A 13,210-nucleotide genomic window follows, 5' to 3' on the forward strand; every position below is an offset into this window, starting at 1 on the left:
ACCGCCGTCACGACGAGACGCCGCCCTCCGTGGTGGAGGACGGCGTCTCGGTGGGACGTCAGCGCGTCAGCGCGTCAGCGGTTGCGCGGGTCAGAGCGACGCGGACCGCGGGAAGGCGGTGCGGCCGGCGTAGACCGCGGCGTCGCCGAGCTCTTCCTCGATGCGGAGGAGCTGGTTGTACTTCGCGACACGGTCCGAACGAGCCGGGGCGCCGGTCTTGATCTGGCCGCCGTCCACTGCCACCGCGATGTCGGCGATGGTGGTGTCCTCGGTCTCACCGGAGCGGTGGGACAGGATCGCGGTCATGCCGTGGCGCTGGGCGAGGGAGACGGCGTCGAGGGTCTCGGTCAGCGTGCCGATCTGGTTCACCTTGACCAGGATCGAGTTGCCGGCCTTCTCGTCGATGCCCCGCTGCAGACGCTTCGGGTTGGTGACGTAGAGGTCGTCGCCGACGATCTGCAGCTTGTCGCCGAGCTCGGCCGTCAGGTGGGTCCAGCCTTCCCAGTCGTCCTCGGCGAGGGGGTCCTCGATCGTGGCGAGCGGGTAGTCACGGGCCAGGTCGACGAAGTACTGGGTGAACTCCTGGCTGGAGAGCTGCTTGCCCTCGAACGCGTACTTGCCGTCCGCGAAGAACTCGGTCGACGCGACGTCGAGGCCGAGTGCGATGTCCTTGCCCGGCGTGAAGCCGGCCTTCTCGATGGCGGCGAGCAGGAAGTCCAGCGCGGCACGGTTCGACGCGAGCTCCGGCGCGAAGCCGCCCTCGTCGCCGAGGCCGGTCGCGAGGCCCTGCTTCTTCAGCTCGCCCTTGAGGGCGTGGTAGGTCTCGACGCCCCAGCGGAGGGCCTCGGAGAAGCTCTCGGCGCCGTAGGGCACCAGGAAGAACTCCTGGATGTCGACGTTGGTGTCGGCGTGCGCGCCACCGTTGACGACGTTCATCAGCGGCACGGGCAGCGTGTGCGCGTTCGGGCCACCGAGGTAGCGGAACAGCGGCAGGTCTGCCGAGTCGGCGGCTGCGCGGGCGACGGCGAGCGAGGCGCCGAGGATCGCGTTCGCACCGATGCGCGACTTGTTCTCGGTCCCGTCGAGCTCGATGAGCGCGGCGTCGACGAGGCGCTGGTCGGTGGCGTCGAAGCCCTCGAGCGCGGGGCCGATCTCGTCGAGGACGGCTTCCACCGCCTTGAGGACGCCCTTGCCGCCGTAGCGGGACTTGTCGCCGTCGCGCAGTTCGTACGCTTCGAAGGCGCCGGTGGAGGCACCGGACGGGACGAGCGCGCGCGACACGACGCCGTCGTCGAGGAGGACCTCGACCTCGACCGTCGGGTTCCCTCGGGAATCGAGGACTTCGCGTGCTCCTACGGCATCGATCACGGCCACGGGGTACTCCCTACACGTTGCGGTTGTGGTGCTTGCGGATCGATCCTAGCGACGACCGGTGAACGGTTCCGCCGCTCCAGGTGACCACTGTGGAGAACTCAGGCGAGCGGGCGGAACTCCACACCCTGCAACGTGGTGGTGTCGGCACCCACGCTGGCGAAGGCACCGAAGCCCTGCGCTGCCAGCCCGGCGAGCTGGTTCTTCGTGTTCTTGGTGCGGCGTTCGAGCCGGACGCGCTGGTGGGAACCGAGCGCCTCGCCCTTGAGCGCGGCCAGGCGAACGGGGTCGGCGTCCTTGTCGTACAGCAGCACGACGGCGTCGCTCGTGGCGGACTCGGGCAGGTCGACGAGGTCGACGAGGCGTTCGAACCCGAGCGAGAACCCGACCGCGGGGACGTCCTGACCGAGGAAGCGCCCGATCATGCCGTCGTACCGACCGCCACCACCGAGGCTGTAGCCGAAGTCGGGGTGCGCCACCTCGAAGATCGTGCCGGTGTAGTACCCCATGCCGCGCACGAGCGTCGGGTCGAAGCGCAGGTCGACGCCCGGGAGCGCCGCGCGGAGGCGGAGCAGGTCGTCGAAGGCCTCGGCGTCGAGCCAGTCCGCGCCGGCGGCGGTGTCCCAGTCGGCGTGCGCGAGCTCCTCGATCGTCAGCGTGAGCTCGGCCGTGTCGAACAGGTCCTGCCCGAGCATCTCACTCAGCTCGACCGCCACCCCGTTCGCGCCGATCTTGTCGAGCTTGTCGATCGTGATGAGGGCACGCTCGGCGGCACCGGGGTCGGTGACGCCCCAGGACGCGAGCATCGCGGTGAGCACCCGGCGGTCGTTGATGCGGATCGAGGTCCCGGTGACGCCGAGCTCGTCGAGGGCGGCCGTCGTCGCGCGGATCAGCTCGATCTCGGCGAGCTGGCCGGGCTCCCCGAGGACGTCGATGTCGCACTGCACGAACTGCCGGTAGCGCCCCTTCTGCGGACGCTCCGCACGCCAGACCGGCGCGATCTGCACCGCGCGGAACACCGTCGGCAGCTCGGCCCGGTGCGAGGCGTAGAACCGCGCGAGCGGCACCGTCAGGTCGAAGCGCAGTCCCAGGTCGACCAGGTCGAGCGGCGCCTGGGCAGCGTGGAGGTCCTCGGTCGTGAGCCCGCGGCGCAGGACCCCGAACGCGAGCTTCTCGTTGTCGCCACCGAGACCCGAGTGCAGGCGGGCCGAGTCCTCGACCACGGGGGTCTCGATCTCGTCGAAGCCGTGTCGCGCGTAGACGCCGCGGATCACACCGAGGACGTGCTCACGCCGCGCCTTGTCCGCGGGGAGGAAGTCGCGCATGCCTCGGGGTGCCGTCACGGTCGTCGCCATGGCTCAATCCTGTCAGATCGGACGTCGGACTTGCGGAGCCACCGAACTGCTCATATGCTACATCCAGAACCTCGGTTCGACGGGTGCCTGATCCACCCGTCGGATCGGTCGCGCGGGCACTGTGCTGCAATGTGCCCCGCGGTTCGGGCGGGTATCCCTGCCGGCGTCGCTCCCTGGCGACGCCGAGCGCCCGCTCGCGGGCGTCCTCCTTTTTCGGGTTGGGCGGACGCCCGCACTTCTCGCTCCCGCTGTCCTCGTCGCAGTCGTCGCGATGCGCCGAGCCCGAGACGTCACACCCCGTCCGCCACGCGCCCCTCGGCCTCGAGCATCGCCGCTGCCGCACGGAGGCTCGCGATCGGGTCGACCCCGGCGCACCGGGCCTCGGCCACCGACGCGAGCATCCCCACGCCCCAGGCCACGTCGGCACTCCCGACGCGTCCCGCGTCGGCGCCTCCCACGCCCTCGACACGCTCGACGCGCTCCGCGACGCCGTCAGCCCCGGCCGCTCCGGCCGACCCCACGACGGCGGCGACGGCGGCGACGACCGTGTCGGCGTCCCCACGGTCCTCCAGGCGTTCCAGCAGCTTCACCGCGCGCTCCAACGGGGGCATCGCCCGCGGCACCCCGTCGAAGGCGCTGGTCCGCGCCGCCTTCTCGGCCGCCTTCGCCGCCCGCCACACGCGGACGACGTCCTCGACGGTGTCGGCGCGCTCGTCGCCGAACACGTGGGGGTGCCGTCGGGTCATCTTGTCGCGGGCGGTCGCAGCGACGTCGTCGAGGCCGAACAGTCCCTCGTGCTCCGCGAGCCCGGCGTGGAGCACGACCTGGTAGAGCACGTCCCCGAGTTCTTCGCGCAGGTCGTCCGGGTCGCCGTCCTCGATCGCGTCGACGAGCTCGTAGGCCTCCTCGACCGCGTACCGGGCGAGGGAGGCATGCGTCTGCGCCCGGTTCCACACGCAGCCGCCGTCGGGGGCGAGCAGGCGGTCGACGACGGCGACGAGGTCCTCCATGGCGGTCATCCGGCCATGCTCGCACGGCCTGCGGAGCCGCCGTCAGGGGTCTCCGGTAGACTGCCGGTGGCGTGTCGGGAAGTCTGGTCGACGGACCGTTTCCCGAACCCTCCCGGAGTCCCATTGCTCGCGCTCGTCCGCTCCCCTCGTTTCAGTGCCGTCGCGCTCCTCACGGCTGCCGTCCTCGGCCTCGTGCTCGCGAACACCCCGGTCGGCCCCGGCCTCGACCACGTCCTCCACGTGCACGCCCCATGGGGTGCCGTCGGCCTCGACCTCTCCGTGTCGCACTGGATCAGCGACGGGCTGCTCGCCGTGTTCTTCCTGCTCGTCGCGATCGAGCTGAAGCACGAGCTCGTCGCCGGGGAGCTGTCGAACCCCAAGACCGCGATCGTGCCCGCGATCGCCGCGATCGGCGGGGTCCTGGTGCCCGCCGGCGTCTTCCTCGCGGTCACCGCGGGGACCCAGTACACGCACGGGTGGCCGATCCCGACGGCGACGGACATCGCGTTCGCGCTCGGGGTGCTGGCGATGTTCGGCCGCGGGCTGCCGTCCACGATCCGGGTGTTCCTGCTGGCACTCGCGGTGCTCGACGACCTCATCGCGATCGTCATCATCGCGGTGGTGTTCGCGCACGACACGGACTTCCTGGCGCTCGGCGGCGCGGTCGTCCTCCTCGTGCTGTTCTGGGTGCTCGGACGGATGCTGCGGCCGGGGCGCTCCGGCCAGGGCTGGCTCATCGCGGGCATGGTCGTCATCGGCCTGCTCACCTGGTGGCTCGTGTACCACTCGGGCGTGCACGCGACGATCGCCGGGGTCGCGCTCGGGCTCGTGCTGCCGCGGCGCCCCGGGCACACCCTGCACGAGCGGGTGGAGCCGTGGTCGAACGCGATCGTCCTGCCGGTGTTCGCGTTCGCCTCGGCCGCGGTGATGATCCCCGCGGTCGGCATCGGCGAGCTCTCCCCCACGTTCTGGGCCGTCGTGATCGCGCTGCCCGTCGGCAAGGTCATCGGCATCACGCTGTTCGGCGCCGTCGCGACGCGACTGTTCCGTGGGCCGGGTCGACCGTCGCTGTCGTTCTCGTCGATCGTCACCGTCAGCGTGCTCGGCGGCATCGGCTTCACGGTCTCACTGCTCATGAACGAACTGGCGTTCGCGAGCAACGACGAGATCGTCGACGAAGGGGTCCTCGCCGTCCTGGTCGGGTCCGGGATCGCGATGGTGGCCTCGGCCGTGGTCGTCAGCCTCAAGGCGCGGCACCACCGCGCACGCCGCGAGCTCTCCGAGGCCGAGGCGACGGAGTAGCGCCAGCGGGTCCGGGCGCGGCAGACCGGACCGCTTGCCGGACGGGAGGCTCGGTGCTGGCCGGCACCGGGCCTGGCGTCCGACAGCGGTGCCGGACCGCAGGCCGCTACGCCGCCGGGGCCTCCGCGGGGGCGGCTGCGCCGTAGACGGCGGTGAGGATGCTCTCCACCCACCGGATCAGGGCGTCGTCGGGCAGGGCCAGGTCGTGCGGGCGCGGCACGGGGATGCTCGACGCGTTCTGCTGCGGGAACCACTTCGCGCCGGGGAACATCCGCTTGAGCCGCACCTGGGACGAGTCGGCGAGCTCCTTGCCCGCGACCCGCAGGTTGGAGCCCATGACGACGACGTCGGACAGGCCGACCTGCTGGGCCATGCGGCGCAGCCGGGAGACCTCGACCAGCGTCTGGACGGGCTGCGGGGGCGTGCCGTAGCGGTCGGTGAGCTCGTCGAGCACCATGTCGATCGCGTCCGTCTGCGCAGTCGGGGCCGAGGCGGCCGAGAGCTTCTGGTAGGCCTCGAGTCGCAGGCGCTCGGACTCGACGTAGTCCTCGGGGATGTGGGCGTCGACGGGGATCTCGAGGCGGAGCTCGGTCTGCCCCTCGGCGACGTCCCCGCGGAACTGCGAGACGGCCTCGCCGATCATGCGGAGGTACAGGTCGAAGCCGACGCCCGCGATGTGACCGGACTGCTCGCCGCCGAGCAGGTTGCCGGCGCCGCGGATCTCGAGGTCCTTCATCGCGACCTGCATGCCCGCGCCGAGCTCGTTGTTGGCCGCGATGGTCTCGAGGCGGTCCTGCGCGGTCTCGGAGAGCGGCTTGTCGGCGTCGTAGAGGAAGTAGGCGTAGCCCCGCTCGCGGCCACGACCGACACGGCCGCGGAGCTGGTGGAGCTGCGACAGGCCGTACTTGTCGGCGCGGTCGATGATCAGCGTGTTCGCGTTCGCGATGTCGAGACCGGTCTCGATGATCGTGGTGGAGACCAGGACGTCGAAGCGGCGCTCCCAGAAGTCCACCATGACCTGCTCGAGGGCCTGCTCGGACATCTGCCCGTGGGCGACGGCGATGCGGGCGTCGGGGACGATCTCGGCGAGGTGCGAGGCGACCGACTGGATGTCCTTCACGCGGTTGTGCACGTAGAACACCTGGCCCTCGCGGAGCATCTCGCGCCGGATCGCCGCGGCCACCTGCAGGTCGGACTGCGGGCCGACGAAGGTCAGGATGGGGTGGCGGTCCTCGGGCGGGGTGGCGAGGGTCGACATCTCGCGGATGCCCGTCACGGCCATCTCGAGCGAGCGCGGGATCGGTGTCGCGGACATCGCCAGGACGTCCACGTTGGTCTTGAACTTCTTCAGCTGGTCCTTGTGCTCGACGCCGAAACGCTGTTCCTCGTCGATGATGACCAGGCCGACGTCCTTGAACTGCACGCTCTGCGACAGGATCCGGTGCGTGCCGATGACGATGTCGACGGTGCCGTCGGCCAGGCCCGCGAGGGTCTCCTTGGACTCCTTCTCGGTCTGGAACCGGCTGAGCGCGCGGAGGTGCACGGGGAACCCGGCGAAGCGCTCGGCGAAGGTCTCCATGTGCTGGCGGACCAGCAGCGTCGTCGGGACGAGCATCGCGACCTGCTTGCCGTCCTGCACGGCCTTGAACGCGGCACGGATCGCGACCTCGGTCTTGCCGTAGCCCACGTCCCCGGAGAGCAGGCGGTCCATCGGGATCGGGCGCTCCATGTCGCGCTTGATCTCGTCGATGGTGGTGAGCTGGTCGGCGGTCTCGGCGAAGGGGAAGGCTTCTTCCAGCTCGCGCTGCCAGGGGGTGTCCGGGCCGAACGCATGGCCCTTCGACGCCATGCGCGCCGAGTACAGCTTGACGAGGTCGACGGCGATGTCGCGGACGGCCTTGCGCGCCTTGCTCTTGGCGGCGGACCAGTCGCTGCCGCCCATCTTCGACAGGGTCGGCGACTCGCCGCCGACGTACCGGGACAGCTGGTCGAGCTGGTCGGTGGGGACGAAGAGCTTGTCGCCCGGGTACCCGCGCTTGGACGGCGCGTACTCGAGCACGAGGTACTCGCGCTGCGTCTTCACCGCGTTGCGGCCGCCGCTCGACACTTCTCGGGAGACGAGCTCGACGAACTTGCCGATGCCGTGGGTGGCGTGCACGACGACGTCGCCCGGCTTGAGCTGCAGCGGATCGACGACGTTCTTGCGGCGGCTCGCGAGCTTCTTGACGGTGCGGGCGCCCTGCTGGGCGCTGCGGCCGTAGAACTCGGCCTCGGACAGCACCGCGACGCGGAGGTCGGGGACGGAGAACCCCTGCTCGACCACGGCGGTGGTGACGATCGCGACGCCGGGCTCCGGCGGCCCGGTGACGAGCCCGACCCGTGCGGCGACGCCGGCGTCGGCGAGCACCTGCACGGCGCGTTCGACGAGGCCCTGCCCCTGCGCGGTGACCACGACCGCCCAGCCGTCGTCGGTGAGGGCCTTGACGTGCGCGACGGCACCGTCGGCGCTGCCGGCGAAGCTCGGGACGGCGTCGGCGCGGACCCGGACGTACTCGCCGGCCTCGGCCACGGCGTCCGTGTCGGAGAGCGGTTCGTCCTGCCCGCTGTCGAACGGGGAGATCGTCCACCAGGTGCGCTGCCCACGCGTGCGCTTCAGCTGCGGGACGGTGAGGAAGTTGCCGGCGTCGAGGTCGATCGGGGCCTGCGCACCGGCGACCGCTGCGCTCCAGGCCGCCTGCAGGAACTCCTGGTTGGTCTCGGCGAGGCTGTGGGCACGACCGCTGACCCGCTCCGGGGAGAACACCGCGATGGTCGCGCTCTCGGGCAGGTAGGTCGTCATCGGGACGAGCTCGCGGACGAGTGCCGGGGCCAGGGACTCCATGCCCTCGACCGGGATGCCCTCGGCGACCTTGGCGAGCATCTGCGACAGGCTCGGGAACTCGTGCAGCATCTCGCGTGCCCGCTGCCGGACGTCGTCGCTCAGCAGCAGTTCGCGCGAGGCGGTCAGCTCGACGGCGTCGAGGTCGTCCTCGGTCGAGCGCTGGTCGGCGACGGAGAAGGCCTTGATGCCGTCGATCTCGTCGCCGAAGAAGTCGACGCGCACGGGGTGGTCGGCGGTCGGCGGGAAGACGTCGAGGATGCCGCCACGCACGGCGAACTCGCCTCGGCGGGTGACGAGGTCGACGCGGGCGTAGGCGAGGTCGACGAGCTGCCCGGCGATGGCGGCGAGGTCGTTGCCGCGCGAGGCGGTCCGGAGCACCACGGGGCTGAGTTCGGTGAGGTTGTCCGCGATCGGCTGCAGGGCGGCGCGGACGCTGGCCACGACGACGGTCGTCGGCCGGTCGGCACCCGACGCGGCGGCGTGCTGCCAGCGCTGCAGGGCACGGAGCGTGGCGATGCGCGTGCCGACGGTCTGCGCGCTCGGGCTGAGGCGCTCGTGCGGCAGGGTCTCCCACGCGGGGAACTCGAGGACCTCGGCGTCGGGGAGGTAGCTCGACAGCGAGCCACGCACCGCCTCGGCTTCACGACCCGTGGCCGTGATGACGAGGACGCACTGGGGGCCCTTGCGCTCGGCCATGAGCGCGCCGAGCAGCGGTACTCGCAGGCCGTCGACCACGGAGAAGTCGGCGTCACGAGGAGCGGCGCGGAGGACGCGATCGAACGCGGAGGCGCGCGAGAGCGCTGGGATGATGCCCGAGATCGTCACTCAGGACATGGTACCGGCCAGGTCCGACAGCGGCCGCGCCGTGCGCGACCAGCGAACGCGGCGGGTCAGGACAGGGCGTCGACGGGCCGAGCCCCCGCTCGTCAGGACGGGGCGTGGACGCGCTGCTGCGCGGCGACCAGCCCGAGGTCAACGACGGCCTCGACCGCGTCGGCGGCGTCGGCCAGCAGGTTCGGCAGCGTCTTCTTCTCGGTCGGGGAGAAGTCACGCAGGACGTGGTCGGCGGGGTCCTGCCGCCCGGGGGGACGGCCGATGCCGACCCGCACGCGGGCGAACTCGTTGGTGTTCGTCGCCTTGATGATGTCCCGCAGGCCGTTGTGCCCGCCGTGACCGCCGGAGCCCTTGAGGCGGACGGTGTCGAACGGCAGGTCGAGCTCGTCGTGCACGACGATGAGGTCGGCCGGCGTCACGCTGTAGAACCCGAGGACCGCGGAGACCGGTCCGCCGGACGTGTTCATGAACGACCCCGGCTTCGCGAGCACGAGGCGGGGGCCACCCGGCACCAGCCGCCCCTCGGCGACCTGGTTCGGGGTCTTGTGCTTCTTGAACGTCACACCCATGCGGGCCGCGAGTTCGTCGAGGACCATCTGGCCGACGTTGTGGCGGTTGCCCGCGTAGTCGGGCCCGGGGTTCCCGAGCCCGACCACGACGAACGAACGATCTGCCATCAGCGTCGACCAGATGTCTCTACTTCGGTGCTGCCTACTCGGAGTCGACCGGGGCGGAGCCGCCCTCGGCGCCGGCTTCGGCGCCCGCCTCAGCGGAGGCCTCGTCGGCGGCCTCGTCGTCAGCGGTGCCACGCGGGGTGACGATCGCGACGACCAGCGCCTCGGGGTCGGTCTCGAGCTCGGCGCCCTCGGGGAGCTTGAGCTCGGACGCGTGGATCTGCGTGCCGTCCTCGAGGCCCTCGACGTCGACCGACACGTGCTCGGGGATGTCCGTCGCGAGGACGAGCAGCGAGACGGTGTTGAGGTCCTGCACGTGGATCGTGCCGGCGAAGGACTCGCCCTCGATCACGACGGGGACGTCGACGGTGACCTTCTCGCCACGGCGGAGGACGACGAGGTCGATGTGCTCGATGATCTGACGCACCGGGTCACGCTGGACGTCCTTGACGAGGGCGAGCTGCGCAGCGCCGTCGATGTCGAGGTCCACGACTGCGTTGGCGGTACGGACGAGCAGCATGGTCTCGTGGCCGGGGAGGCTCACGTGCTGCGGCTCGGTGCCGTGACCGTAGATGACCGCGGGGATCTTGTCGGCAGCGCGGAGCTTGCGGGCAGCGCCCTTGCCGAACTTGGTGCGGACTTCCGCTGCGAGCTTGGTGTAGTCGGCCATGGTGCCTCCTGGTCTCGGGGACGACACCGGGGTGCCGGCATCGTGGGGTCTGTGGTGTTGCAACTCGAACGCGTGCACGCGTGAGGAACGGTCCCAGAGTCTGGCCGGATCTCCCACTGCGTCGATCACGGCCGCGCGTACGCGGCCCTCGCCGAAGTCGACCACCAGCGTACCAGTACCGGCCCGGGCGTGTCGGACCACGTCGTCCGTCCGTCAGCGGGTTCAGTCGACGTCGGCCGGCGCCTCCGGCGCGAGGCGCCCGATCGTCCGGTCGAGCCGTCGGTCGACGGCCAGCTGCTGCGGCTCCGCCGCCCCGAGCGCGGCGGCGTCGGTCGCGGTGACGTGCAGGAGCCGGTGCCACTCGGCGTCGTACAGGGCCCGCCGGTAGCCCGAGGACGCCTGGCAGGCGACGTCGCGCTCAGCGACCGCGACCTCGGCGTCCTGGACGGGCGTCGATCCGATGTCCGTCCCGAACTGTCGCCGCACGGACTCCGACGGCATCTCGGCGGGGGACGCTGGCAGGTCCCGCACCCCCGACGGTGCCATGCAGCTGCGCCACCGGGCGGCGGCGGCCACGACGGCGTCGTCCTGCCGAGCGGCCGTCGCCGCGACGTACGTCAGGCGCTTGGCGGTCATCGACGCGGTCTGCGCGGTGCCGTCCTCGTCGTCCAGGCCGAGGGTCCGGTAGCCCTCCTGGAAACACCGGCTCACCGCCGTCTGCGATGCGTCCGCGAACGCGGCGTTCCGCTCCGGGTCCTGACCCCACTCGCGCATGCCGTCCTCGTTCGCTCCGGCGGTCGAGGGGCCGTGGTAGCCCCGCGTCCGTGCGAGGTCGGCGTCGAGCGGCCTCGTCCACGACAACGCCGGCGAGGGGTTGCCCCGCTCGGGCGTCTCATCGGCGTCGGAGGCCGCTTCGAGCCCTTCCGAGGTGGCCCACGACACCGGGAAGTCGATGCCCGCGTGGCGGAGGCACGGCTGGACGACGAGGTTCTCCGCGTAGTCCTGCTTGCCGCCGGCCGGCTGGGCCCACCCGTCGAGCGGCATCGTCCACGCGGCCTGGTCCCGCTCGACCGACGGCCTGACCGCGACGTCGGCGGGCTCGGGCAGGCCGTGGACCACGCCCGCGACGAGGCCGAGGACGACGAGGGCGAGGGTCCCGGTCTTCGCGACCCGTGTGGTGATCTGCATGGTTCCCCCTAGGCGCGGACGAGGCCGCGTTCGTGTGCGGTGATGACCACCTGGATGCGGTTCCGGAGCCCGAGCTTCATGAGCACCGACCGGACGTGGCTCTTCACGGTGGCCTCGCTGAGGAACACCGACGCCGCGATCTCGGCGTTGGTGAGGCCCTTCGCCACGAGGAGGAAGACCTCGCGTTCGCGGGCGGTGAGGGCGTCGAGCACCTCGTCACGACGGTCCGCCTCCACCGGGGTGCCCTGCGCGCGGAGCAGGTCCAGCGCCTCGGCCTCGGTCGGTGCCGGGCGTCCCTCGTGCACGTCGCGGATCGTGGCCGTGACGACCTCGGGCAGCGCGTCCTTCGTCAGGAACGCGGCGGCCCCGGCACGCAGCGCGGCGAGGACGGCGTCGTCCCGACGAATGGTCGTCAGGGCGACCACGCGCGGGCGGTCCCCGTCCCGCTCCCCCAGCCGCGTGAGCGTCTCGATGCCGTTCAGCACCGGCATCCGGAGGTCGAGCAGCAGGACGTCCGGGTGCTCGGCGTCGCAGAGCTCGAGGGCGGCGGCACCGTCGCCGGCCGTCCCCACGCAGGTCATGTCGTCCTGGGCGTCGACGAGCATCCGCATGCCGGAGGCGAACAGCCGCTGGTCGTCGACGACCGCGACCCGGATCGCGGTCACCGTACGACCTCGAGTTCGGCCGCTGCGGTCGGTGCTGTCGGTGCGACCGGTCCACCCGCGGGCACCCACGCGGTCACGACGAACTCGTGCTCCTCGTCCCCGGAGCCGGCGCGGAGCCAGCCACCCGCCAACCGCGCCCGTTCCTGCATCCCCACGATGCCCGTCCCCACCCCGTCGAGCACGACGAGGGGTGCGGCGCCGCGCGACGACACCACGACGCCGAGGCCCGGTCCGCGCCAGTCGAGGACCACCCGAGCGCTCGCGGTCCGGCCCTGGTGCTTGAGGACGTTCGTCAGGCTCTCCTGGACGATCCGGTGCACGGCGGCGGCCACGCCGGGGAGCAGCTCAGCCGGGTCGCCGTGCTGCTCGAACGTGGCGTCCATGCCGAGCTCCCGCATGTCCGCGACGAGCGGTGGGACGTCCGCCAACCCGTACCGGGCGTCGTCGCCCGCGCCCTGGATGCGCTCGACGAGCGCGCGGACGTCCCCGAGCGCCGACCGGCTGACCTCGGCGATGTCGCGGAGCGCGGTCGCCGCGTGCTCGTCCCGCACGGCGATCGCCGCGGCACCCTGGGCCTGGGAGACCACGACCGCGAGCGAGTGCGCCAGCGAGTCGTGCACGTCACGGGCGATCCGCGCACGCTCCTGCTCGGCGTGCAGCTCGACCGTCGTCACCTGGGTCTCCCGCTCGGCCTCGACCACCCGGACCCTGGCCAGGCCGATGCGCCACGTCGCGCCGATCGCGACCCCGATGGCCCAGCCGATGCCGCTCGCTCCCGCCAGGGACAGCGCGATGAGCACGAGGTTCGTCCGGGTCCCGGCCACGGAGGCGACCCAGTTCGCCCACACGTCCTGGTCGGCGACCGTCGGCACCACCATCGCCCAGGCTGCCGCGGCGCTGGCGACCGCCAGCACGGGGACGGCGAGCCACCGGAGCAGGTCCGAGCGCCCGGCACCCACGATGCCGACGACGATCACGATCGCCAGGTACTCCGGCCAGGTCGTGTCGGTGGGGCGGTGCAGCAGTCGGAGCGCCTGCAGCAGCGGGACGACGACGATCAGCCCGAGGGCGGTCGAGGGCATCCAGGCAGCCAGGCCGATGGCCACCGCGAAGGCGGACACCACGACGACGTGGTCGGCGAGTCCGGACCTGCCGGCCTCGGCGACGATCCAGAGCACGAGGTAGACGACGCCGGTGGCGGGTGCCAGCAGGTGTCGGAACCGTCGGAGGAAGGTGGTCATGTCGCCGAGCGTATGGGGA

The 13,210-nt window shown here is 71.8% G+C and carries 10 protein-coding genes; 1 reads left to right on the forward strand and 9 read right to left on the reverse strand.

The window, feature by feature from the left end; genetic code table 11:
- Nucleotides 1-90: 90 nt before the first annotated feature.
- The 3 genes from eno to ITJ68_RS10640 all read right to left on the reverse strand — a co-directional run bounded on the left by eno (nt 91) and on the right by ITJ68_RS10640 (nt 3,745).
- Nucleotides 91-1,374 carry a phosphopyruvate hydratase gene (gene eno / locus ITJ68_RS10630; RefSeq protein WP_194661217.1) on the reverse strand — a complete coding sequence of 428 codons (1,284 nt, stop codon included), beginning with the start codon at nt 1,372-1,374 and terminating at the stop codon, nt 91-93.
- A 98-nt stretch (nt 1,375-1,472) separates the two neighbouring features.
- Nucleotides 1,473-2,726 (reverse strand): histidine--tRNA ligase, encoded by a 1,254-nt coding sequence (gene hisS / locus ITJ68_RS10635; protein ID WP_194661218.1) that lies wholly within the window; start codon nt 2,724-2,726, stop codon nt 1,473-1,475.
- A gap of 290 nt (nt 2,727-3,016) precedes the next feature.
- Entirely contained in the window at nt 3,017-3,745 is a 729-nt protein-coding gene (locus ITJ68_RS10640) for a MazG family protein (protein ID WP_194661219.1), read from the reverse strand.
- Between the two features lie 114 nt (nt 3,746-3,859).
- Between ITJ68_RS10640 and nhaA the strand changes: the two genes are divergently transcribed.
- Nucleotides 3,860-5,038: a Na+/H+ antiporter NhaA gene (gene nhaA / locus ITJ68_RS10645; RefSeq protein ID WP_228505229.1), complete on the forward strand. Its 1,179-nt coding sequence runs from the start codon at nt 3,860-3,862 to the stop codon at nt 5,036-5,038.
- A 106-nt stretch (nt 5,039-5,144) separates the two neighbouring features.
- Here the strand turns inward: nhaA and mfd are convergent, their stop codons facing one another.
- From mfd to ITJ68_RS10675, 6 genes are all read right to left on the reverse strand, one after another.
- Nucleotides 5,145-8,744, reverse strand: a complete 3,600-nt coding sequence (gene mfd / locus ITJ68_RS10650) for a transcription-repair coupling factor (RefSeq protein WP_194661221.1) — start codon at nt 8,742-8,744, stop codon at nt 5,145-5,147.
- 101 nt (nt 8,745-8,845) lie between these two features.
- A complete protein-coding gene (gene pth / locus ITJ68_RS10655) occupies nt 8,846-9,430 on the reverse strand; it encodes an aminoacyl-tRNA hydrolase (protein WP_194661222.1) in 585 nt (194 codons plus the stop codon).
- A 34-nt stretch (nt 9,431-9,464) separates the two neighbouring features.
- On the reverse strand, nt 9,465-10,097 hold the full coding sequence (locus tag ITJ68_RS10660; RefSeq protein WP_194661223.1) for a 50S ribosomal protein L25/general stress protein Ctc: 633 nt from the start codon (nt 10,095-10,097) through the stop codon (nt 9,465-9,467).
- 222 nt (nt 10,098-10,319) lie between these two features.
- Nucleotides 10,320-11,285, reverse strand: coding sequence for a hypothetical protein (locus ITJ68_RS10665; RefSeq protein ID WP_194661224.1), 966 nt, complete (start codon nt 11,283-11,285; stop codon nt 10,320-10,322).
- 8 nt (nt 11,286-11,293) lie between these two features.
- Nucleotides 11,294-11,950, reverse strand: a complete 657-nt coding sequence (locus tag ITJ68_RS10670; protein WP_194661225.1) for a response regulator transcription factor — start codon at nt 11,948-11,950, stop codon at nt 11,294-11,296.
- Nucleotides 11,947-13,191 (reverse strand): sensor histidine kinase, encoded by a 1,245-nt coding sequence (locus ITJ68_RS10675; protein WP_194661226.1) that lies wholly within the window; start codon nt 13,189-13,191, stop codon nt 11,947-11,949. Before ITJ68_RS10675 ends, ITJ68_RS10670 begins: the two co-directional genes overlap by 4 nt.
- Nucleotides 13,192-13,210: the final 19 nt, after the last annotated feature.

This window comes from Curtobacterium sp. VKM Ac-1395, from assembly GCF_015350975.1.
Lineage (GTDB): Bacteria > Actinomycetota > Actinomycetes > Actinomycetales > Microbacteriaceae > Curtobacterium.

What these genes read in the sequence shown, in the direction of transcription:
- hisS (WP_194661218.1), bottom strand. Translation starts at nt 2,726, where the DNA reads ATGGCGACGACCGTGACGGCACCCCGAGGCATGCGCGACTTCCTCCCC.
- ITJ68_RS10640 (WP_194661219.1), bottom strand. Translation starts at nt 3,745, where the DNA reads ATGACCGCCATGGAGGACCTCGTCGCCGTCGTCGACCGCCTGCTCGCC.
- pth (WP_194661222.1), bottom strand. Translation starts at nt 9,430, where the DNA reads ATGGCAGATCGTTCGTTCGTCGTGGTCGGGCTCGGGAACCCCGGGCCC.
- ITJ68_RS10660 (WP_194661223.1), bottom strand. Translation starts at nt 10,097, where the DNA reads ATGGCCGACTACACCAAGCTCGCAGCGGAAGTCCGCACCAAGTTCGGC.
- ITJ68_RS10665 (WP_194661224.1), bottom strand. Translation starts at nt 11,285, where the DNA reads ATGCAGATCACCACACGGGTCGCGAAGACCGGGACCCTCGCCCTCGTC.
- ITJ68_RS10675 (WP_194661226.1), bottom strand. Translation starts at nt 13,191, where the DNA reads ATGACCACCTTCCTCCGACGGTTCCGACACCTGCTGGCACCCGCCACC.